Annotated in this window: 18 protein-coding genes and 2 tRNA genes; 7 read left to right on the top strand and 13 right to left on the bottom strand. The window is 61.0% G+C overall.

The window, feature by feature from the left end; all coding sequences use genetic code 11:
- The first annotated feature begins 729 nt into the window (after positions 1–729).
- The 5 genes from pcnB (at position 730) to IG627_RS08085 (ending at position 4,967) form a co-directional block, all read left to right on the top strand.
- Complete coding sequence (gene pcnB / locus IG627_RS08105; RefSeq protein WP_193191853.1) at positions 730–2,079, top strand: polynucleotide adenylyltransferase PcnB; 1,350 nt, start codon at positions 730–732, stop codon at positions 2,077–2,079.
- Positions 2,080–2,556 (top strand): 2-amino-4-hydroxy-6-hydroxymethyldihydropteridine diphosphokinase, encoded by a 477-nt coding sequence (gene folK / locus IG627_RS08100; RefSeq protein ID WP_193191852.1) that lies wholly within the window; start codon positions 2,080–2,082, stop codon positions 2,554–2,556.
- 83 nt (positions 2,557–2,639) lie between these two features.
- A complete protein-coding gene (locus IG627_RS08095; protein WP_193191851.1) occupies positions 2,640–3,326 on the top strand; it encodes a deoxynucleoside kinase in 687 nt (228 codons plus the stop codon).
- 1 nt (position 3,327) lies between these two features.
- Positions 3,328–4,140 carry a 3-methyl-2-oxobutanoate hydroxymethyltransferase gene (gene panB, locus IG627_RS08090; RefSeq protein ID WP_193191850.1) on the top strand — a complete coding sequence of 271 codons (813 nt, stop codon included), beginning with the start codon at positions 3,328–3,330 and terminating at the stop codon, positions 4,138–4,140.
- Between the two features lie 35 nt (positions 4,141–4,175).
- Complete coding sequence (locus tag IG627_RS08085; protein ID WP_193191849.1) at positions 4,176–4,967, top strand: acyl-CoA thioesterase; 792 nt, start codon at positions 4,176–4,178, stop codon at positions 4,965–4,967.
- A gap of 44 nt (positions 4,968–5,011) precedes the next feature.
- On the opposite strand, the gene IG627_RS08080 is transcribed toward IG627_RS08085, so the two are convergent.
- The 12 genes from IG627_RS08080 to IG627_RS08025 form a co-directional block, all read right to left on the bottom strand.
- Positions 5,012–5,455: a YqhA family protein gene (locus IG627_RS08080; protein WP_193191848.1), complete on the bottom strand. Its 444-nt coding sequence runs from the start codon at positions 5,453–5,455 to the stop codon at positions 5,012–5,014.
- Positions 5,456–5,549: 94 nt separating this feature from the next.
- Complete coding sequence (locus IG627_RS08075) at positions 5,550–6,014, bottom strand: DUF3291 domain-containing protein (protein WP_193191847.1); 465 nt, start codon at positions 6,012–6,014, stop codon at positions 5,550–5,552.
- An 87-nt stretch (positions 6,015–6,101) separates the two neighbouring features.
- Positions 6,102–6,974 (bottom strand): D-hexose-6-phosphate mutarotase, encoded by an 873-nt coding sequence (locus IG627_RS08070; protein ID WP_193191846.1) that lies wholly within the window; start codon positions 6,972–6,974, stop codon positions 6,102–6,104.
- Entirely contained in the window at positions 6,967–7,629 is a 663-nt protein-coding gene (locus IG627_RS08065; RefSeq protein WP_193191845.1) for a hypothetical protein, read from the bottom strand. The genes IG627_RS08070 and IG627_RS08065 overlap by 8 nt, the downstream gene beginning before the upstream one ends.
- Before the next feature lie 129 nt (positions 7,630–7,758).
- Complete coding sequence (gene pnp / locus IG627_RS08060; protein WP_193191844.1) at positions 7,759–9,876, bottom strand: polyribonucleotide nucleotidyltransferase; 2,118 nt, start codon at positions 9,874–9,876, stop codon at positions 7,759–7,761.
- 190 nt (positions 9,877–10,066) lie between these two features.
- Positions 10,067–10,336 (bottom strand): 30S ribosomal protein S15, encoded by a 270-nt coding sequence (gene rpsO / locus IG627_RS08055; protein WP_020412406.1) that lies wholly within the window; start codon positions 10,334–10,336, stop codon positions 10,067–10,069.
- A gap of 79 nt (positions 10,337–10,415) precedes the next feature.
- The gene (gene truB / locus IG627_RS08050; protein WP_193191843.1) at positions 10,416–11,372 is read right to left on the bottom strand and encodes a tRNA pseudouridine(55) synthase TruB; all 957 of its coding nucleotides are present in this window, start codon (positions 11,370–11,372) and stop codon (positions 10,416–10,418) included.
- Between the two features lie 3 nt (positions 11,373–11,375).
- A complete protein-coding gene (rbfA, locus tag IG627_RS08045; protein ID WP_193191842.1) occupies positions 11,376–11,837 on the bottom strand; it encodes a 30S ribosome-binding factor RbfA in 462 nt (153 codons plus the stop codon).
- 144 nt (positions 11,838–11,981) lie between these two features.
- On the bottom strand, positions 11,982–14,735 hold the full coding sequence (gene infB / locus IG627_RS08040; protein ID WP_193191841.1) for a translation initiation factor IF-2: 2,754 nt from the start codon (positions 14,733–14,735) through the stop codon (positions 11,982–11,984).
- A gap of 56 nt (positions 14,736–14,791) precedes the next feature.
- Positions 14,792–16,294 carry a transcription termination factor NusA gene (nusA, locus tag IG627_RS08035; protein WP_193191840.1) on the bottom strand — a complete coding sequence of 501 codons (1,503 nt, stop codon included), beginning with the start codon at positions 16,292–16,294 and terminating at the stop codon, positions 14,792–14,794.
- Between the two features lie 42 nt (positions 16,295–16,336).
- Positions 16,337–16,801, bottom strand: a complete 465-nt coding sequence (gene rimP / locus IG627_RS08030; protein ID WP_193191839.1) for a ribosome maturation factor RimP — start codon at positions 16,799–16,801, stop codon at positions 16,337–16,339.
- 327 nt (positions 16,802–17,128) lie between these two features.
- A tRNA-Met gene (locus IG627_RS08025) sits at positions 17,129–17,205 on the bottom strand.
- A gap of 352 nt (positions 17,206–17,557) precedes the next feature.
- On the opposite strand from IG627_RS08025, the gene IG627_RS08020 reads away from it, so the two are divergent.
- Both IG627_RS08020 and IG627_RS08015 read left to right on the top strand, forming a co-directional pair.
- Entirely contained in the window at positions 17,558–19,654 is a 2,097-nt protein-coding gene (locus IG627_RS08020) for a TonB-dependent receptor (RefSeq protein WP_193191838.1), read from the top strand.
- An 81-nt stretch (positions 19,655–19,735) separates the two neighbouring features.
- Complete coding sequence (locus IG627_RS08015) at positions 19,736–20,923, top strand: PepSY-associated TM helix domain-containing protein (protein WP_193191837.1); 1,188 nt, start codon at positions 19,736–19,738, stop codon at positions 20,921–20,923.
- Positions 20,924–21,476: 553 nt separating this feature from the next.
- Here IG627_RS08015 and IG627_RS08010 read toward each other — a convergent pair.
- Positions 21,477–21,553, bottom strand: a tRNA-Met gene (locus IG627_RS08010).
- Positions 21,554–21,631 lie beyond the last annotated feature (78 nt).

Raw genomic sequence — 21,631 nt, 5'->3', positions numbered from 1 at the left:
TGACCAGTCCCCGGCAAGCGCTTCGTTTTCAGTCCCCCGCCTATCTGTTACCCGCCGCCGGGTCATTTTGGTAACAACCGAAAGTGTTACCCCAGTCTCACCCTCAGTAACAACTGCCGCGACATCCGTAACGCAAAATCCCTCCCCTACGACATGCAAATTTTTGTAAATTTTTTAAGTTATTGATTTTTAAAGAGTTTTTAAAGTTGGCACGCTAAATGCTTTCTTACTAGTACAAACAAGAAGAACAGCCAAGAATAAAAATAAATGACTGTTAAAGCCCTAATAACAACTGACAATAAGTGGGCGAAACACAATAAAAATAATGGGGCGGTCGACAATAAGAGCAAAGAGTGACCAAAACCGCAGAAAATTCAATAAAAATAAAAAATACAATAACAATAAACAATAACAACAAAGCAGAAGACAACAAAAATAACGACAAGCGCGTTACAAACTGACTGATTGTACCTGGGAGAGGGTGTTTGCTAGACAGCAAATTGATAGCGCAAGGAAGCCGCTGCCTTCATCTTAATAAGAATAATTCCCACCTTTCCTTTCTTTGCCTCCAAACTCACCAGATTCCGGCCGTCGCCGCGTCAATTGCGGGCGCTCGCCTGTGCCTGTGTTAGAATGCGCCTCCTCTAGGACCTGTCGGCACCAGATTGAGTGACGGAGACGGGACCTCCAAGCCATTTCCCGTTGGCAGCAGTCAAGACAGACAGCCGTATGCTCAATTCCCTGATCAGTAGTATCAAACGCTGGCGCAAGCCGGCAAATCCAGGCCCCAGGGTCATCGCCCGCAACGACCACAACCTCTCCCGTCGGGATATCAGCCGCGCCGCGCTCACCGTGATGAAGCGCCTGCAGGACGCCGGCTTCGAGGCCTACATCGTCGGCGGCGGGGTGCGCGACCTGCTGCTGGGCGGCCACCCGAAGGATTTCGATGTTGCCACGGACGCCACGCCCGAGCAGGCCAAGGAGCTGTTCCGCGGCGCTCGTATCGTCGGCCGCCGCTTCCGTATCCTGCACGCACGCATCGGTCGCGAGATCATCGAGGTCACCACCTTCCGCGGCCACCACAGCGAAGGCGAGGAGCACGAGGCGCAGCAGTCTGAACACGGCATGCTGCTGCGCGACAATGTCTACGGCGATCTGGAGAGCGATGCCATTCGTCGCGATTTCACTGTCAACGCCCTCTACTACACCACCAACGGCTTTGCGATCCACGACTACACCGGCGGCATGCGCGATATAGAGCAGCGCCTGATCCGCATGATCGGTGACCCTGCCACCCGCTATAAAGAAGACCCGGTACGCATGCTGCGCGCGACGCGCTTCGCCGCCAAGCTGGACTTCAATATCGAGGACAAGACGGCGGCCCCGCTGGAACAGCTGGCGCCATTGCTGCGCAATATCGCCCCGGCGCGCCTGTTCGACGAGATTCTCAAGCTGTTGATGAACGGTCACGGCGAGCGCACTTTCGAGCTGCTGCGCCAGTACCGACTGTGGCATCACCTGTTCCCCGACAATGCCGCCTGCCTCGAGGATCCGGCGGCGCTGGCGCTGAGCCGGCTGGCCCTGCGCAACACCGACCAACGCATTCGCGATGACAAGCGCGTAACCCCGGCTTTCCTTTACGCCGCCCTGCTGTGGCCCGCGGTCAGTGCCGAACAACAGCGTCTTATCGAGCGGGGCACACCGCCGGTACCGGCACTGGCCCAGGCCGCGCAGAAGATCACCAGCTCACAGCTGGCGCACACCGCGATACCCAAGCGCTTCTCGATACCGATGCGCGAAATCTGGGACATGCAGCTGCGCCTGCCACAGCGGGGCGGCAGCCGCGCCCAGCGCCTGAGCGAGCACCCGCGCTTCCGCGCCGCCTACGATTTTCTGCTTTTGCGTGAAGAGAGCGGGGAAATAGCCCCGGGACTCGGCCAGTGGTGGACAGAATTCCAGCAGGCCGATGACGAAGAACGCCAACAGATGGTGCGCAGTCTCCAGCGCAGCGGCGGTAACGGCCGTCGCGGCCGAGGCTCTCGCGGCGGACGCCGCCGGCGCCCCAAGGCAGCCGAGTAAATGCCGCTCGCTTACATAGGGCTCGGCAGCAATCTCGCGGAACCATTAAAGCAGCTGCGTTGCGCGCTGGACGCAATCGCGGAAATTCCCGGCACCCGGCTGCTGCGCTGTTCCAGTTTCTATCGCAGCGCCCCGGTCGGGCCCGACGGACAGCCAGATTACGTCAACGCCGTCGCGGAGCTGGAAACCGCGTTGCCCCCACTGCAACTACTCGACCGCTTGCAGGCGATCGAAAATGCCCAGGGACGCGAGCGCACTGTTCGCTGGGGTGCCCGCACCCTCGATTTGGATATACTACTGTTCGGCCGCCAGCAGTTGGATGAACCGCGCCTGCAAATTCCGCACCCGCATATGGGGTCGCGCAATTTTGTACTGCTGCCGCTGGCCGAGCTGGAACCGCAACTGCAGCTGCCCTCGGGGGAGTCCATTCAGGCGCTGCTGCAACAGTGCCCGCAGAATCGCCTGGAGAAAATCTGACTGCGCTGCGCGGCAACCGGAATTTTCCCTGTGGCCGCCCGCCGAGGCGAGGGACGCGGCAAATAATAGAAGGAGTAAGCCCAGTGGCAATCGATACCGGCGAAACCCACCCCGGCGATCTGGCCCTGTCCGGCCGTACCCTGCCGAGATTTATTGCCGTGGAAGGCAATATCGGCGTGGGCAAGACCACCCTGGCGAAAAAGCTCGCCGCCACCTTCAATTACGACACACTGCTCGAACTGCCGGAAGACAACCCGTTTCTCGAGCGTTTCTATCTGGACCCCAAGAGCGCTGCCCTGCCCACGCAACTGCACTTTTTATTGCAGCGCTCCCAGCAGATACAGGCGTTGCGCCAGGACGACCTGTTCAAGCCGGTGCGCGTCTCAGATTTCCTGATCGAGAAGGACCAGCTGTTTGCCGAGGTCACCCTTGATGCCGACGAGCTGGCCCTGTATCAACAGGTGTACCAGCACCTGACCCTGCGGGCGCCCAAGCCGGACCTGGTCGTCTACCTGCAGGCGCCACTCAATGTACTGCAGGAACGTATCCGCACCCGCGGCATCGCCGCCGAGCGCGCCATCGGCAATGAATACCTGGCGACGCTGAACGACGCCTACACCAACTTTTTTCACTACTACGACGAGGCGCCGCTGTTGATCGTCAACAGCGAGGATATCGACATCGTCGACCGCCCAGAGGATTACCGCCAGCTGGTGGAGTATATGCTCACCATCACCAGCGGCCGCCACTACTACAACCCGGGGAACTGAAATGTACGCACCTACTGAGTTGGAGAAGCCGGTTACGGTTCAGACGCTGCGCAAGATGAAGGCGGACGGCGAGAAATTTATTACCGTGGCCCTCTACGACGCCCCTATGGCGGCGATGGCGCAGAGGACCGGCGTGGAAGCGGTACTGGTGGGCGACTCCCTCGGCATGACGGTGCTCGGCTACGACAGTACCATCCCGGTCACCATGGAGCAGATGATCTACCACGTAGAAGCGGTAGCGCGCGGCAACAAGAAATCCCTGATCATGGGCGATATGCCGTTTATGACCTACGCCACGCCGGAGCAGGCACTCACCAATGCCACCCGCATCATGCAGGCGGGTGCGCATATGGTGAAGATTGAGGGCGGCGCCTGGTTGGCGGAGACGGTAAAAATACTCACCGACCGCGGCATTCCCGTATGTGCCCACCTGGGCCTGACACCACAATCGGTGCACAAACTGGGTGGCTACCGCGTGCAGGGGCGCGATGAGGGCAGCGCCGGGGAGATTCTCGACGACGCCGCGCAGCTGGACCAGGCGGGGGCGGACCTGCTGGTACTGGAGTGCGTGCCGGCCAGCCTGGCCAGGCGCATCACCGACTCGGTATCCATGCCGACCATCGGTATCGGTGCCGGGCGCGACACCGACGCCCAGGTACTGGTGATCAACGATATCCTCGGTCTTACCGAGCAGCCACCCAAGTTCTCCAAGAACTTCCTGCAGGAGGCCGGTAATATTCCCGGCGCACTGCGCAAGTACGCCGAGGACGTCAAGAACGGTGTGTTCCCCGACGATGAGCACACTTTCCGCTGAGTACTGAATTCCGTCTGGATAGGGCGAACGCGTTTATGACATTTGACCAATTACTCGATGAGTGGCGCGCCGACGGCAAGGCCCAGCGCGTGCCCGAGGGCTGGACCCAGGGTCGCGCCACCTTCGGCGGCCTGGTGGCCGCAATCCTCCACGAGAAAATGGCCGCGCAGGTTGCACCGGATGCGAGTCTGCGCTCGCTGACTATCTCTTTTGTCGGCCCGGTGGCGGCCGGTGCGATTGATACCTCTGCGACCGTTTTGCGCGCGGGCCGCTCGGTAACCCAGGTGGAGGCGCACATCCGCCAGGAGGGCTCGGTGGCCCTGGCCGGCCTCGCCAGCTTCGGCAGGGGACGCCATTCGAATATCGGCGTCGCCACCGGCAGGGCACCGGAATTCGCCACTGCCGAAGACTGCGAGGCCCTGCCCTATATTCCCGGCGTGGTACCGGAGTTTACGCAGAAGTTCGATTACCGCATCGCACGGGGTGCCCTGCCATTTACCGGCAGCAGTGGCAGACACCTGGGCGGCTGGGTGCGCTTCCGGGATGGCAGCGGCAAGCCAGTGACAATCGCCCACCTGCTGGCACTGATCGACGCCTGGCCGCCGGCAATTCTGCCGATGCTGAAACAGCCGGCACCCGCCAGCTCACTGACATGGACGGTGGAATTTATCGAACCGCTGCCGGCATTGGGTGCCGACCAGTGGTGGCAGTACCTGGCAGAGGTAGAGCAGGCCGCGGACGGCTATGGCGTGGTTCAGGCGCGACTGTGGGATGCGCAGGGCCGGCTGGTCGCCTTTACGCGCCAGACGGTTACTGTATTTGACTGAGCGATTGGGTATTGCGCGCGATTGGCAGCGCCCCTTCCCCACGGCTATCGCTTCCTGACGATGTAACTCAGCAGCAGCAGCACGATCGCCACAAAAGCGATGGAGGCGCCCTCGTACAACTGCTGCAGTGCGGGGTAGTCGCTCAGCACATGCTCGAGGAACTGTATCGCCATCACCATGATGATGACGCCGCTCAGCTGGCCCTTCATCTCGGCCAGGTCCTTGGCTACCGGCAGCGACAGGCCGCCGATAAACAACTGGTAGATGCTGACGCCAAAAAGGTACAGGACAATCGAGATCAGGAAGGCGTCGACCACCCGGATCAGGGAGACCTCTATATCCGGACTCTCCCCTCTGCTGCTCAGAATCAGCTCAATGACGTGCACGGCCTTGATGCCGCCCCAGATCATGGCAAAGAAAGAGACGATCAACAGGATCAGCGTCGCCGCGGTCATCACGTGGCGGGTGGCTTCGATCAATGATTTCACTTGTCGCAAATTCCCTCTCGCTGACAATGCGGGTGCTGTCCCTATATAGCACACCGCCATTGTCCGCCGGAGAGAGAGGGCAACCCGGCGATGATCAGGCGGGCAATTGCTGCGGTAGCGGGAATGGCCTGGCAAAGGAAAAGGCCTCTGCCGTGGGCCCGTTTGCCGATAGGGACTGCAGTGCGCGCACGCCGTCCTCTATGGCCGGCAGGCTGCCGGCGGGAATCCACCAGAGTGCCAGAATCGGCCCGGGCATCTTCTCGAACCAGTGCTTCTTGTTTTTCAGCACTTCCAGGTGTTCACCAGAGTAGACATAGCTTTTCAGGGCCTCCAGGGATTCCCACACCGACATATTGACGATAATCCGTTCATCGTCGAACACCTGCAGCGAGGTCGCATCTCCCTCCTCTGTCTGCAGCCGCCAGACAAAGCCGGGACTGCGATCCGCCAGCGCATTGATGCGGTCCAGCTGGTCGACGAACCCCTGCATGACCGGGCTGTCCATGGGTCCCCTGGCCCGCCCTATATTGACCTGGGCCAGGTGAAATCTGTCCGCCATATCACTTCCCTCGATAAAAGTATTCCCAATCTGCTCATTGATTGGGGCAGCGGCGCAATTTTCAAACAGCCACAGCCTTGTGCCAGATCAGCGGGCCAGGCGCAGTGCGGCACTGGCCATTTCTCCCGGCGCCAGCTGCCAGCTGTTGGCGAAGGCGTTGCCGTGCTCGACGCACACATATTCGCGGTAGTGCTCACCCACATCGGCCAGGGTCGCGGCCAGTTCGGCGCCCGGGTTCCAGGCGATAACGCTGTGGCAGTTTTCACTGTGCGATTCGATCGGCGCGCGGGTGGCTATCTGCTGTTGCGCCGGGGCATTTTCGAAAACGCGGTCCACTTCACCTGGGAAAGTGAGTACTCCCTCCTGGGTAAAGCGCCGCAGGCCGCGGGTCTTGTCCAGGAACTCGCAATTTTCCAACCCGCGCACTTCGACTTCACGGACATCGTCCACCGCATAATAGGTATGCCAGGCCCAGCTGAATTCTGCGCTTTCATCGCCCCGGTTCTCCAGCCGCAGCTGCAAATCCAGTTCGCGCCCCAGGATCATGGTGACTTCGCAGAGGAAAGCGGTGCTGAACAGCGCATTGCCGCCGTGGCAGTAAGTAAATACCAACTCGATTTCCCCGCGCGGTAATTCCTTTACGCCGGCCAATTCCCAGGTTTTCGCACGCACCAGTCCGTGTTTGGGCCTGGTCGGATCCACGCGGTTGTCGCCGAACCAGGGCAGGCACAGCGGGATACCGCCGCGCACCGATTTGCCGGGCTCAAACAATGCTTTCGGGCTGAGCCACAACAGCGGCTCGCGGTTACTGGCCCGGAACTCCAACAGCTGGGCGCCCTGCTTCGCGATCACCGCGCGACAGTGCAAAGTCTCCACCAACAGCAGGTCCAGGCCCGGCTTTCCGTATAGGGCACCGCTGTCGGTGTAATGAATCAAATCGGTCTGCTTCTGGTCACTCACGGATTTCTCCACGGCTTTCATTTTCAATTTCAAGAATCGGGCGGGCACAGAGGAGCGCCAGCGCCCCCGCGGCGAGGGACAGGTGAAACCAGTTGATTCTCGCCAGCCCCAGTAAGCGCGCCGCGTCGGTACCGATAAACAGGCCGGCAACGACTACCAGCGCGGCACCGCCAGCCAGCAGCAGAGCCAGCGGGCGCGCCAGGCTATGCGGCCTGAACAACTCCCACAGCGCCACCAGCATCCACAGCGCGAGTCCCAGGGACGAAGAGAGACTGCTTACCACTTGCGGTGACATGGCGGCAGTGCCCGCCGCACCCAGCGTCGAGCCGATGACCAACACCATGGCGACATAGGCCGGCGCACGACTGTCCCGGCCGATTGGCAGGCGCAGGCGCGCCCACAGCAGTCCCAGGCCGATCAACAGAAAAGAAACGTAGCCGGACAGGCGCGACAGGGCGCGATGCAACTGGGTGACACCGGGATCTATTCCGTAGCGGTAGGCGCCGACGGAGGCCGCCAGTAGCAGGCACACCAGGCCGGCGACAATCACCAGCGCCGGTGACTGGCAGCGGCTGCGCGCGATGATCCAGTACTGGTTGGCTACCAGCGCGGCGGCCAGGGCGAGCAGAATTTCTGCGAGCCAGAAGTTGTGCAAGACGATTCCCCATATTCTTTTCGGGAATTTTAACGGGCAGCGTGGTGAGTGGCGAGCGCTCAGTGGTCGATAATCCACGAGCATAAAAAAACCCGGCATATGCCGGGTTTTCTATCGAGCTCGGGAGAATCAGGCTTCGTCGGAGGCCTGGTTCGCCTCTTCGGCCTGCTCCGCCTTCGCTTCCTTGATGGACAGCTTGATGCGGCCGCGCTGGTCCACGTCCAGCACCTTCACGAACACCTTCTGGCCCTCGCTCAGGTAGTCGGTGACTGCGTTGACGCGCTCCTCGGCAATCTGGGAGATATGCACCAGACCATCTTTGCCCGGCAGGAAGTTCACGAAAGCGCCGAAGTCGACGATACGCACTACGGTACCTTCGTAGATGGCGCCGATCTCCGCTTCCGCGGTGATTTCCTCGATGCGGGTAACCGCTGCTTCCAGGCTCTCACCGTCCTCGCCGAACACCTTGACGGTACCGTCGTCCTCGATATCGATGGACGCACCGGTTTCCTCGGTGATGGAGCGAATGGTGGCGCCGCCCTTGCCGATCACGTCGCGGATCTTGTCCGGGTGGATCTTCAGGGTCGCGTAGCGCGGTGCATTCTCGTTGACGGTTTCACGGGAGACACCGATCACCTTGTTCATTTCCGCAAGGATGTGCAGGCGCGCCTGCAGGGCCTGTTCCAGCGCGGTTTCCATGATCTCTTCGGTGATACCCTCGATCTTGATGTCCATCTGCAGTGCGGTCACACCAGAGGCGGTACCGGCCACTTTGAAGTCCATGTCGCCGAGGTGGTCCTCGTCACCGAGGATGTCGGTCAGTACGGCGTAGCCGTCTTCTTCTTTCACCAGACCCATGGCGATGCCGGCTACCGGCGCCTTCAGCGGTACACCGGCGTCCATCAGTGCCAGGCTGGAACCACATACGGAAGCCATGGAGCTGGAACCGTTGGATTCGGTGATCTCGGAAACCACACGCAGGGTGTAGGGGAAGCTCTCCGGATCCGGCAGTACTGCAGCGATACCGCGACGCGCCAGGCGGCCGTGGCCGATTTCGCGGCGACCGGTAGCGCCCACGCGACCCGCCTCACCTACAGAGTAGGGAGGGAAGTTGTAGTGCAGCATGAAGTAGTCTTTGCGCTCGCCTTCGAGGGCATCGATGATCTGCGCATCACGGGTAGCACCGAGGGTGGAGACCACCAGGGCCTGGGTTTCACCGCGGGTGAACAGCGCGGAACCGTGGCCTTTCGGCAGCACACCGACTTCTACGTTGATCGGGCGCACGGTCTTGGTGTCGCGACCATCGATACGGGGCTCACCGCGCACTACGGCGCCGCGAACTGTCTTCTTCTCCAGCTTGCCGAAGTAGCTCTTGACGGTACCTTCGTCCACTTCTTCGGTGGCCAGGGCTTCAGCGGCTTCGCTGCGCAGCTCGCCCAGGCGGGTGGTGCGCTGCTGCTTGTCGGTGATTTTGTAGGCTTCAGCCACTTTGGCACCGAACTGACTTTCCAGCGCGGACTTCAGCTCCTCGTTGACGGCTTCCGGCTGCCAGTCCCAGGTGGGCTTGCCGGCTTCGGCTTTCAGCTCTTCACAGACTTTGACAACGGCCTGCATCTCCTGGTGCGCAAAGAGTACCGCGCCCAGCATGATGTCTTCCGGCAGCTCTTTGGCTTCGGACTCCACCATTAGTACGGCGTCCTTGGTACCTGCAACCACCATGTCCAGCTCGGAGCCTTTCAGGGCGCTGTAGGTCGGGTTCAGCAGGTAGCCGTCTTGCTGGGTGTAGCCCACGCGCGCGGCGCCAATCGGGCCACCGAACGGAATTCCGGACACGGACAGTGCCGCGGAGGTGCCGATCATGCCGGCGATATCCGGATCCACGTCCTTCTCGGCGGACAGTACGGTGATCATCACCTGTACTTCATTCATAAAGCCGTTCGGGAACAGCGGGCGGATCGGACGGTCAATCAGGCGGGAGGTCAGTGTCTCTTTTTCGGACGGGCGGCCTTCACGCTTGAAGAAGCCACCGGGAATCTTGCCGGCCGCGTAGGCCTTTTCCTGATAGTGTACGGACAGCGGGAAGAAGCCCTGATCAGGTCTGGCTTCCTTGGCGCCTACAACGGTACACAGAACCACGGTTTCGCCCATGGTTACCAGCGCCGAACCGGTGGCCTGGCGCGCGATGCGGCCGGTCTCGATGGTGACTTGCTGATTGCCGTACTGGAAGGTTTTGCTTACTGGATTCACTAGTTTTTTCCTATTTCCTTACGGTTACTGGCCCATTCCAGTAACCCCTACAGTTTTCGCAAATTGCGCGAAAATTTTTGCGGGTCCCGGGGTGCATGCGGATGGCGGACGCTATTTACAGATCCGCCCTGCGGCCCGGAATCCCGAGTATAAAAAAAGAATGCCCGCCAGTGGCGGGCATTCCAGGGTCTTAGCGACGCAGGCCGAGCTTGGCGATCAGCTGTGCGTAGCGGTTCAGATCCTTGCGCTTCAGGTAGTCCAGCAGCTTGCGGCGCTGGTTAACCATGCGGATCAGGCCACGACGGGAGTGGTGATCCTGCTTGTGCGCAGAGAAGTGACCCTGCAGTTTGTTGATGTTGGCGGTCAGCAGGGCTACCTGGACTTCCGGAGAACCGGTATCGCCTTCGGATTGGCCGTGCTCTTTCAGGATGGCTGCTTTTTCAACTGCAGTCAGTGCCATAACGAATTACCTCGTCGTAATATGCTTTGAAGATTCGGCTGGCCCGTGCATATTTACAGACCAGCTAACGCTTTTCCCCTTACGGGGCACTTACCAGACGGCGCGGGGCGACCCGTCCGTCATCGGTAATTTCTCCAACGCCCAGAAAATCGCCACTTTCCAGGAAGAGGCGCACCATATCACCTTCTTCACCGATACGGTAGACCTGCAGATCCATCACCGGCTGGCCCTGGCGCACATAGTAACCGGAGTCATCCGGCAGTATCAGTTTGGGCAGGGATGTGACGGGAGAATCCACCGGTAGCAGATGGTGATCCAGCAGTTCCGCCCTGCCCTCGCCACGCTCCTCGGCCAGCTGGTCCAGGGTGATGGCATCCGCCTCGTCGAAGGGGCCCGCGGCGCTGCGGTGCAACTGCTCCACATAGGCGCCCACGCCCAGGGTCCGCCCCAGGTCTTCTGCCAGGCTGCGCACATAGGTGCCCTTGGAACAGTGGATCTCCACTTCCGCGCGGGGCTGTTTATCGGGAGATTGAGCGCCCGGGGTAAAACTGAGCAGCTCGTACTCGTATATCTCCACCTCGCGCGCCTCGCGCTCCACTTCCACCCCCTGGCGCGCCAGCTTGTATAGCGGCTGTCCCTTGTGCTTCAGGGCCGAGTACATGGACGGCACCTGCTTGATACGGCCGCGGAACTGCGCCATCGCGTCCAATACCGCTCCCTCGGTCAGCCCCGAAGCGTCCCAGGTCTCGAGCACATCGCCGTCGGCATCGCCACTGGCAGTGGTCATGCCGAAACAGAAGGTGCTGCGGTAGCGCTTGTCCGCGTCCAGCAGGTACTGGGAAAACTTGGTTGCCTCGCCGAAGCAGATCGGCAGCACGCCGGTGGCGAGTGGATCCAGGGCACCGGTGTGACCGGCGCGATTGGCGAAAAAAAGGCGTTTGGCTTTCTGCAGGGCGTCGTTGGCGCTGATGCCGGCGGGCTTGTTCAACAACAGCACACCGTGGACCGGCCGGCCCCATTTAGGTCTGCGGCCCATTAATCAGTGACTCCCACCATCCTTGGTGGTCGCCCTCCGGGCGCCTTCGGCGTCCAAATCCGCTCCTGCGGATTTGTCTTCGCTTGAATCGTCGTCGTGATGCTTGCGGTCTTCTTTGACCGCCTTGTCGATCAGTGCGGACAGCTCCTGGCCGCGCACGGAAGTCTCATCGTAGCGGAACTGCAGGCGCGGGATGCTGCGCATCTGGATGGCGCGCGCCAGCTGACTGCGCAGAAAACCGGCGGCCTTGTTCAGCACTTCCATGGAAATATTGATCTTGGCGCGGTCGTCCTCGCCGACGAAGGTGACAAACACCTTGGCTACGGCCAGGTCGCGACTCACTTCCACGTCGTTGACATTGACCATGCCCAGGCGCGGGTCGCGCACTTCCTGCTGGATCAGCTGCGCCAGTTCGCGACGCATGGCGTCGGCGACACGGTCGGCGCGGTGGAATTCTCTTGCCATTGGTCTCTTGGTAAATCTGTTTCGTTACATTGTAGGAGCGGTGGGGCGGCCATGGGCCCATAGCCGCGATCGATCTGTGCCGTCAGCCACACCGATCGCGGCCATGGGCCGCTCCTACAGGGAGCTCTCCGGAAGGAGAGGGAATCAAAGCTCGCGGGCAACCTTGACGATATCGTAGACCTCGATCTGGTCGCCGGGCTTGACGTCGTTGTAGTCTTTAACGCCGATACCGCACTCCATACCGTTGCGCACTTCCTGCACGTCGTCCTTGAAGCGGCGCAGGGATTCGAGTTCGCCCTGGTAGATCACCACATTGTCGCGCAGTACGCGGATCGGCTTGTTGCGGTGCACAATACCCTCGGTAACCATACAACCGGCGATGGCGCCGAATTTGGGCGAGCGGAAGACATCGCGGACCTCGGCGATACCGACAATATCCTCGCGCAGTTCCGGCTCCAGCATGCCCGACAGGGCCTGCTTCACTTCATCCAGCAGGTTGTAGATCACACTGTAGTAGCGGATCTCGACCGCCTCGGTCTCCGCCAGCTTGCGCGCGGCGACGTCGGCACGGGTGTTGAAGCCGATCACAATGGCGCCGGAGGTCAGGGCCAGGTTGATATCGTTTTCGGCGATACCACCCACACCGCTGGAAACCACATTGACGGAAACTTCCTCGTTGCCGATATCCGCCAGGGCACCCAGGATGGCCTCCAGGGAGCCGCGTACATCGGCCTTGATCACCACTGGCAGCACCTTGCGCTCGCCGGCTTCCATATCCGCAAACATGTTTTCCAGCTTGGCGGCCTGCTGGCGCTGCTGACGCTCTATGCGCTCCTTATCGGCGCGCTGCTCGGCCACTTCACGGGCCTTGCGCTCGTCCGCAACGACCATAAACTCGTCGCCGGCATTGGGCGTGGTGTCCAGACCCAGCAGCTCCACTGGGGTGGAGGGGCCGGCTTCTTTGACCTGCTGGCCCAGCTCGTTGGTCATGGCGCGCACACGGCCATAGCTCTGGCCCGCCAGCACGATATCGCCACGCTTCAGTTCACCGCTCTGCACCAGTAGGGTGGCGACCACACCGCGGCCCTTCTCCAGGCGCGACTCGATCACCACACCATTGGCCGGCACGCCGACCCTGGCTTTCAGTTCCAGCATTTCCGCCTGCAGGGAAACTGCTTCCAGCAGCTCGTCGATACCCTGGCCGGTGTGCGCGGACACATTGATAAACTGCGTATCGCCGCCCCAGTCTTCCGGGATGACGTCCTTCGCCGCCAGCTCGTTCTTGACCCGGTCCGGATCCGCCGCTTCCTTGTCGCACTTGTTGACGGCGACAACCAGCGGCACACCGGCGGCCTTGGCGTGATTGACTGCCTCTTCGGTCTGCGGCATGACGCCGTCGTCCGCGGCTACGACAAGAATCACCACATCGGTGGCCTGGGCGCCGCGGGCGCGCATGGCGGTAAAGGCGGCGTGGCCCGGGGTGTCCAGGAAGGCGATCTCGCCCTGGCTGGTCTTCACCCGGTAGGCACCGATATGCTGGGTGATGCCGCCGGCCTCGCCGGAGGCCACCTTGGTCTTGCGGATATAGTCCAGCAGTGAGGTCTTGCCGTGGTCGACGTGACCCATCACGGTCACAACCGGCGCACGGGAAACCTCTTCGCCCTCGACTGCCTGGGACTCGGCCACCAGGCTCTCCTCCAGCGCGGTCTCTGAGACCAGCACCACCTTGTGGCCCATTTCCTCCACGATCAGGGTGGCGGTATCGCGGTCCAGGCTCTGATTGATGGTGACCATCTCGCCCATCTTCATCAGGCGCTTGATCAACTCACCGGCCTTGATATTCATCTGCTTGGCCAGCTCACCGACCGTAATGGTTTCACCCAACTGTACTTCGTACACCTGCTTTCCTGTCGGCCTCTTGAAGCCGTGTGTGGGTTTGATCTTCAGCGTCGGGCGGGACAGCGAGCGGGTGCTGCGCTTTTCTTCTTCGCTTTCAAAGACCTCCAGCGCCTGATCGTAGAGGCTGGCCTTGCTGGATTTCTTCGGGCCACCCTTGGCGCCGCGGCGGCCGCGGCGTTTGCGCGGCTCCTCTTCTTCCTTCTCCGCGGCAGCGGGAGTCGCCTCCAGCTTGCGACGCAGAGCGGGCTTGACCGCTTCGGTCTTGGCCTTCTCTTTCTTTTCCTGCTCGGCGCGAGCACGCTCTTCTTCGAGACGGGCCTTCTTTTCTTCCAGCTCCTGCGCTTCCTGAGCGGCCTGCTGCTTGCGGCGCTCCATGGCGGCGATACGCATGGCCTCGATATCGTCCACATAAGTGGAGCGGACCGGGGCCGCAGGCTTCTCTGACTCTTCCTTCGCCGGCGCCGCTTCAGGCTCGGCTTTCACTTCAGGTTCGTCAGCGGCTTCCGCCGGCGTCTCTTCGGCGGCCCTGGCCTCGGCTGCGGCCGCCTCGCGGGCAGCCTCGGCTTCCGCCTCGGTGCGAATGCGCTCGGCCTCGGCCTGTTCGGCACGCGCCTTCTCCAGCTCGGCCTGTTCGGCCAGCGCCTTGTCCAGCTCTGCCCTGGTCTCAGTCTCTTTGGCCGCCTCGGCCTCAAGCTCTTCCTGCGGGCGCTTCACATAGGTGCGCTTCTTGCGCACTTCCACGTTCACGGTTTTGCGGCCTGTGCCAGAGCCGGTTTTCAGCGTGGTGGTGGTCTTGCGCTTCAGGGTGATCTTGCGCGGTGCAGTGCCCTGCTCCCCGTGGCTGCTTTTCAGGAAGTTGAGCAGGACCTGTTTTTCCTCGTCCGACACTACTGCATCCACAGTAGTGTGGGGCAAACCCGCTTCCTTCATCTGCTTGAGCAGACGATCCTCGGTGGCACCAACCGATTTGGCGAGTTCGCTAACTGTTACTTCGGCCATTCTCTCTCCTAAAAGTCACTTGGTCGGAGGGTTACTTATCTGTTTTGCATAATTATTTATGCTTCTTCGCCGCTGTCATCGGCAAACCAGGGTTCGCGCGCTTTCATGATCAGCGCGGCGGCGCGCTCCTGATCCAGACCTTCGATATCGAGCAGATCGTCCACCGCCTGCTCGGCCAGGTCTTCCATGGTGGCAATACCGCGGCTGGCCAGCAAGAAGGCCAGGTGGCGGTCCATACCGTCCATATTCAGCAGGTCTTCCTGCGGCTCTGAGGCATCCAGCTGCTCCTCGGAAGCCAGTGCCTGGGTCAGCAGTGCATCCTTGGCGCGGGCGCGCAGCTCTTCGGCGATCTCTTCGTCGAAGCCCTCGATGCCGAGCATCTCCTCGATGGGTACATAGGCCACCTCTTCCAGGGTGGTGAAGCCCTCGTCCACCAGCACGCCGGCGACATCTTCGTCGATATCCAGGCGCTCCATAAAGGTTTCCATAATGGAACCGGACTCGGCTTCCTGTTTCGCCTGCCACTCGTCGACGCTCATCACATTGATCTGCCACTGGGTCAGCTCGGACGCCAGGCGCACGTTCTGGCCGCTGCGGCCGATGGCCATGGCCAGGTTCTCCTCGGCCACCGCTACATCCATGGAACCCGCATCTTCGTCGACCACGATAGATTCGATTTCCGCCGGCGCCATGGCGTTGATCACAAATTGGGCCGGGTTGTCGTCCCACAGCACGATATCCACACGCTCGCCGGACAGCTCGTTGGAAACCGCCTGCACGCGCGCACCGCGCATGCCGACACAGGCGCCGACCGGATCGATACGGCCGTCGTTGGTGTTTACGGCAATCTTGGCGCGCAGGCCCGGATCGCGCGCGGCGCCCTTGATCTCGATAACCTGCTCGGCGATTTCCGGCACCTCGATACGGAACAGCTCGATGATCATCTCCGGGCAGGAGCGGCTCAGCTTCAGCTGCGGGCCACGGGCTTCCGGCTCTATCTCCAGCAGGATGGCGCGCACCCGGTCGTTCATGCGGAAGATCTCGCGGCCCACCAGCTGGTCGCGGGGCAGGCGCGCCTCGGCGTTGCCGCCCAGATCCACGGCGATAAAGTCACGGGTTACCTTCTTCACGGTGCCGCTAACCAGCTCGCCGACGCGGTCGCGATATTCTTCCACCACTTTGGCACGCTCGGCTTCGCGCACCTTCTGAACGATGACCTGCTTGGCGGTCTGTGCGGCGATGCGGCCGAACTCGACATTTTCCACCTGTTCGCGGTAGACGTCGCCGGCCTTCAGCTCAGGATCTTTCTCGTGCGCTTCTTCCAGGGTGAACTGGGTGCCCAGTTCCGCCAGGGTTTCGTCGTCCACGACTTCCCAGCTGCGGAAGGTCTCGTAGTCACCGCTCCTGCGATCGATGGTGACTTCGATGGTGGAATCCTCGTCGTAGCGCTTCTTGGTGGCCGTTGCCAGTGCCGCCTCGATGGCCTGGAAAATAATTTCCTGGTCCACGCCCTTCTCGTTGGATACCGCCTCGGCTACCAGCAAGATCTCTTTGTTCATGCAGCTGTGCCTCTAAATCGCCTGCTCTCAGGCTCCTACAAGTTACTTGGTAAATTGGGGGATTATGTTTGCCTTCTCGATGCTGTCGATCGGCAACAGGTATTCGTTTTCGCTGTCCACGCGCAGCACCACCTCGTCACCCTCGACACCGGCCAGAAGACCGCGCCACTTGCGCTGGCCGTCCAGCGGCATACGCAAACGCACTTCTATCTGGGCGCCGACAAAGCGCTGGTACTGTTCCAGCCTGTACAGCGGGCGGTCCAGTCCCGGCGAGGAGACTTCCAGGGTGTACTTACCGCCGATGGGGTCTTCCACATCCAGCACGGCGCTGGCCTGGCGACTGACCTTCTCGCAGTCCTCCACGGCAATACCGTCTTCGGAGTCGATATAGATGCGCAGCAGAGCGTTGCGGCCGTGGGTCTGGTACTCAATGCCCCACAGCTCGCAGCCCAGGGATGCCACCACCGGCGCCAGAAGTTCTTCCAGCTGTTCGCGTTTGCTCGCCATTCACTCTCCACACAAATCGGCAGGGACTGCCGATCTGCACAGCCATCGGCTGCCCCGAAGGGATGGGGTGCAGGGATGCACCCCCTTAAAACAAAAAAAGGGCCTGCGGCCCACTTCGAATAAGTATCCGCCACATTTCCGGCAGATACGAAAAAGCCCCTGACGGGGCTTTGACCGCACATCCACGCAGCCAGTATGCGCAGACGCAAAATTTGGTGGCGGGGGCAGGATTTGAACCCTGGGACCTTCGCCCGGCCATGCCGGCCAGAGGTAGAAAGGGAGCCCGAACCGTCGGGCCTCGACCTAAGCACCACTGGCACCTGAATTTGGTAGCGGGGGCAGGATTTGAACCTACGACCTTCGGGTTATGAGCCCGACGAGCTACCAGGCTGCTCCACCCCGCAACAACTCTGAGAAACGAAGCCTGGTTGCTCTTCGCTTCCCTGCGGCGGGTTGCCCCAACCGCTCAAGAGGCTGCGCATTCTATGGGCGCGGCTCCGGCGAGTCAAGTCACACCTGGCATTTATTTTCTCATCAAACCGGGGGCGCCTCACGCCACAGTCAGTATAGATAGAAGAGCCGGGAATCCACCGCTATCCTCCCGCAGCCCGCCTTCGACCGGCACCACCGAAAACCACACAGAATCCAAACTCGCAATTGATATCGATTCTCATTTTCTCTAGTATTGCCGACCTTCCGAGACCACCTCTCCACGCCCAACCCAGGCGACCGATTCAATTGAACAGGAGTTCCAGCATGCGCTGCACAAGATCCACTCTGGCCACGGCCGTTTTCCTCGCCTCCACAGCCGCCCTGGCCGAGGAACAGCGCATCGAGGAAGAGATTGTCGTCACGGCCAGCCGCACCGAGAAACCGCTCTCCAGTATTCCCAATACCGTCACACTGATCGACGAGGCAGAGCTGGCCCAGCAGCTGGGTGTCAGCAGCGATCTGTCCACCATCCTCGGCAACCTGATCCCCAGCTTTTCCCCCAGCCGCCAGAAAATGACCAGCTCCGGCGAGAGCCTGCGCGGTCGCAAGCCCCTGTACCTGATCGACGGTGTGCCCCAGTCCAACCCGCTGCGCAACGGCGGTCGCGATGGCCACACCATAGACCCGCTGATGTTGGAGCGAGTGGAAGTAATCCACGGCGCCAATGCCATTCACGGCATGGGCGCCTCCGGGGGCATCATCAACCTGGTGACCCGCACTCCCAGCGAAGAGTTCCAGCAGAGCCTGCGGGTCGAGTCCTCCCTGCAGACCGAAGAACTGAGCGAAACCCTCGGCTATAGCGGCAGCTACAGCGTCTCCGGCAAAGTGGATGCGGTGGATCTGCTGGCCAGTGTCAGCTATCGCGACACCGGTATCAGCTACGACGCCAATGGTGAAATAGTCGGTTTCGACAACACCCAGGGCGACACCATGGACAGCGATTCCGTCAACGCCTTTATCAAGACCGGCTACAGCTGGGGTGAACAGCGGCTGCAGCTGACAATCAACCACTACCTGGTCGAGGGCAATAACAACTGGCTGAGCGTCGACGGCGATATCGGCGCCGGCATCCCCACCACTGCCGTAGAGGCGGATGTGCCGGGCAAATCCCCGTCCAATGAAGTCACCACCGTCAACCTGCAATACAGTAACGAAGACATTTTTGGGCAGAGGCTGCGCGCACAGGTTTTCTCGCAGGATTTTGCCGGCACCTACGGCGGCACACCAAGCGGCACCTTCCAGGATCCGACCTACGGTGAAGTGGTGTTCGACCAGTCGCAGAACAATTCGGAAAAACGCGGCCTGAAGCTGACCCTGATCAAGGACGATATCGCCGGCGCACCGGTGAGCCTCGCCTATGGCGTGGACCTGCTGCAGGATGAGACCTGGCAGCAACTGATCCTGACCGGCCGCGCCTGGGTACCGCCCACCCAGTACGAGAATATCGCCCCCTACGCGCAGGCGGAGTTTACCGGTATCGACCGCCTCACCGTCACCGCCGGAGTGCGTCACGAAATCTCCGAACTCAAGGTGGACGACTTCACCACCCTCTACTCCTACAACGGTGGCCAGTTCGTCAAAGGCGGCAACCCGGAATTCAGCGAGACCCTCGGCAATATCGGCGCTACCTATACCATCAGTAACGCCTGGCGGGTCTACGCCAACTACTCCGAAGGCTTCTCCATGCCCGACGTCGGCCGGGTACTGCGCGGTATCGACCAGCCGGGCCAGGATGTGGAAAGCTTCCTCGACCTCAAGCCCATCCTGACCCAGAACGAAGAATTCGGTGTGGAGTTCAGCGCGGAGAAATTTGCCGCCCAGTTGGCTTACTACATCTCCGACTCCGATTTCGGCCAGCGCCTGGCGCTGGGCAGCGACGGTATCTACAGCGTCAAGCGCGAGCAGACCGAGATCGACGGCGTGGAACTGCGCGGACAGTGGTTTGCCTCTGACAGTGACACCCTGGAAGTCCGCTACGCCTACACCGAAGGCCGCTACGATTCCGATGCCGACGGCAAGGTGGATACCGACCTGGATGGCCGCAACATAGCCCCCAACCGCTTCAACCTGAGCTGGGCGCGCAACTGGACCGACACCCTGAGCACCCGCGTACAGGCCAACTGGTTGCTGGATCGCGACTTTGAGAACAGTGCCGGCGAAGTGACCACCGAATTCGATGGCTACACCATCGTCGACGCCAGTGCACAACTGAAAGCACTGGGTGGCGAATTTGCGCTGGGCATCCAGAATTTGACCAACGAAGACTACTTCACCTACTACTCCCAGACTGCGGGCAACGATATCCGCAACTTCAAGGGACTGGGCCGCAACGTGAATCTGTCCTATTCTCGCCTGTTTTAACTCCTTTCACTTGCGAGCGGGCCCCTTCTGGTCACCCGGAAGAATCCCGCCCGCAGGCGGATCTGCTCACGGAAAACTCAATTGCGCCGCTCGCTTTTTATCCTGCACAAATACGCGGGCCTGACCTTCGGCCTGCTGCTTTCACTGATCGGTGTCACCGGCAGCCTGCTGGTGTTCGACCACGCCCTGGATGAAAGGCTCGCGCCGGAAACTGTCCGCTTCAACCCCTCCCAACAGCCGGCCACCTATGCGGAAGTCCTCGCCGCGGCACAGGCAGCGGTACCCGGCAACCCGGCCCCCACCCGCCTGATGACGCCGCGCCAGCCCGGCAGTCCATTTGTTGTGCGCTTTCCCACACCCGATGGCGCCCCCGGCCCGGTTGAAGTCAGCGTTTCCCCCACCGATGCGGAAGTACTGGCGGTGCGCGGCTGGGGTGAATACACCATGACCTGGATCTACCGCCTGCACTACACGCTGCTGGCGGGCAATACCGGCAAGACCCTGGTCGGATTTATGGGCATTGCACTGCTGGTTTTCTGTATCAGCGGCCTGGTGATCTGGTGGCCGCGCCCCTCCAGAAACGGAAAACGCTGGAAGCGTGCCTTTACCATTAAACGCGACGGCAACCGCTTTCGCTTTTATTTTGACCTGCACAAGGTATTCGGAATTTACCTGCTGCCCGCACTGCTGGCGGTTGCCTTTTCCGGCGTCAGTATCGTATTTCCGCTGCAGGTGGAGAAAATGGTGAACTGGATAATGCCGCTCGAGCCGCGCGGCTCCTGGGGACAGTCACAGGCCAGTGGCGCGCCGCCACTGGATCCGGATAGCGCCGTCGCCATAGGCAGGGAAGTATTTCCGCGGGGGGAGCTGAAGCGCATCTACCTGCCACGTGACGCGACTGACAGCTACGGGCTGACTTTCCGACAGGAGGGCGAACCCTGGACCAACCACGGCGCCAGCTTCGTGCGCCTGGACCAGTACAGCGGAGAAATCCTGATGGTGCACGACATCACCGAGACTGCCGCCGGCAACCAGTTTCTCACCTGGCAGTTTCCGCTGCACAACGGCGATGCGCTGGGGCTGATCGGGCGCTGGCTGGTTTTGATTTCAGGTCTTGCGCCGGCGCTGCTGTTCGGTACCGGCTTCTATCTATGGTGGAAAAAACGCAGAGTGAAAAATTCCAAGCGCCGAACCAGCGAAGGCTCACATCGTTTGAGCTCGATCGTGCGGAAGGGGCAAGGGAACCCGAAGCATCGGGCGTCTACCTGAAACCACTGAAGGGGAATTTGATAGCGGGGGCCAGATCTGAACTGACGACCTTCGCCCGGCTGTGCCGGCCAGAGGCAGATAGGGAGCCCGTCGGGCGTCGACCTAAAAACCACTGAAGGGGAATCTGGTAGCGGGGGCCAGATTTGAACTGACGACCTTCGCCCGGCTGTGCCGGCCAGAGGTAGATAGGGAGCCCGTCGGGCGTCGACCTAAGAACCACTGAAGGGGAATTTGGTAGCGGGGGCCAGATTTGAACTGACGACCTTCGCCCGGCTGTGCCGGCCAGAGGTAGATAGGGAGCCCGTCGGGCGTCGACCTAAAAACCACTGAAGGGGAATTTGGTAGCGGGGGCCAGATTTGAACTGACGACCTTCGCCCGGCTACGCCGGCCAGAGGTAGATAGGGAGCCCGTCGGGCGTCGACCTAAGAACCACTGAAGGGGAATTTGGTAGCGGGGGTCAGATTTGAACTGACGACCTTCGCCCGGCTGTGCCGGCCAGAGGTAGATAGGGAGCCCGTCGGGCGTCGACCTAAGAACCACTGAAGGGGAATTTGGTAGCGGGGGCCAGATTTGAACTGACGACCTTCGGGTTATGAGCCCGACGAGCTACCAGGCTGCTCCACCCCGCATCAACTCTGTACAATTGAATCCCGGTAAAGTTTCAATTTCTGGCGCCGGAATCCTCAAGCGCCGAAGAGGCTGCGCAT

It is taken from the genome of Microbulbifer taiwanensis (genome assembly GCF_014904815.1).
GTDB classification, from domain to species: domain Bacteria; phylum Pseudomonadota; class Gammaproteobacteria; order Pseudomonadales; family Cellvibrionaceae; genus Microbulbifer; species Microbulbifer taiwanensis.
This window is presented reverse-complemented; position numbering and strand designations above follow the sequence as displayed.

Excerpts from the sequence above, each read along its gene's own strand:
- IG627_RS08020 (WP_193191838.1), top strand. The coding sequence starts at position 17,558 with ATGCGCTGCACAAGATCCACTCTGGCCACGGCCGTTTTCCTCGCCTCC.
- IG627_RS08085 (WP_193191849.1), top strand. The coding sequence starts at position 4,176 with ATGACATTTGACCAATTACTCGATGAGTGGCGCGCCGACGGCAAGGCC.
- panB (WP_193191850.1), top strand. The coding sequence starts at position 3,328 with ATGTACGCACCTACTGAGTTGGAGAAGCCGGTTACGGTTCAGACGCTG.
- pcnB (WP_193191853.1), top strand. The coding sequence starts at position 730 with ATGCTCAATTCCCTGATCAGTAGTATCAAACGCTGGCGCAAGCCGGCA.
- rpsO (WP_020412406.1), bottom strand. The coding sequence starts at position 10,336 with ATGGCACTGACTGCAGTTGAAAAAGCAGCCATCCTGAAAGAGCACGGC.
- truB (WP_193191843.1), bottom strand. The coding sequence starts at position 11,372 with ATGGGCCGCAGACCTAAATGGGGCCGGCCGGTCCACGGTGTGCTGTTG.
- rbfA (WP_193191842.1), bottom strand. The coding sequence starts at position 11,837 with ATGGCAAGAGAATTCCACCGCGCCGACCGTGTCGCCGACGCCATGCGT.
- rimP (WP_193191839.1), bottom strand. The coding sequence starts at position 16,801 with ATGGCGAGCAAACGCGAACAGCTGGAAGAACTTCTGGCGCCGGTGGTG.
- IG627_RS08075 (WP_193191847.1), bottom strand. The coding sequence starts at position 6,014 with ATGGCGGACAGATTTCACCTGGCCCAGGTCAATATAGGGCGGGCCAGG.
- folK (WP_193191852.1), top strand. The coding sequence starts at position 2,080 with ATGCCGCTCGCTTACATAGGGCTCGGCAGCAATCTCGCGGAACCATTA.
- nusA (WP_193191840.1), bottom strand. The coding sequence starts at position 16,294 with ATGAACAAAGAGATCTTGCTGGTAGCCGAGGCGGTATCCAACGAGAAG.
- infB (WP_193191841.1), bottom strand. The coding sequence starts at position 14,735 with ATGGCCGAAGTAACAGTTAGCGAACTCGCCAAATCGGTTGGTGCCACC.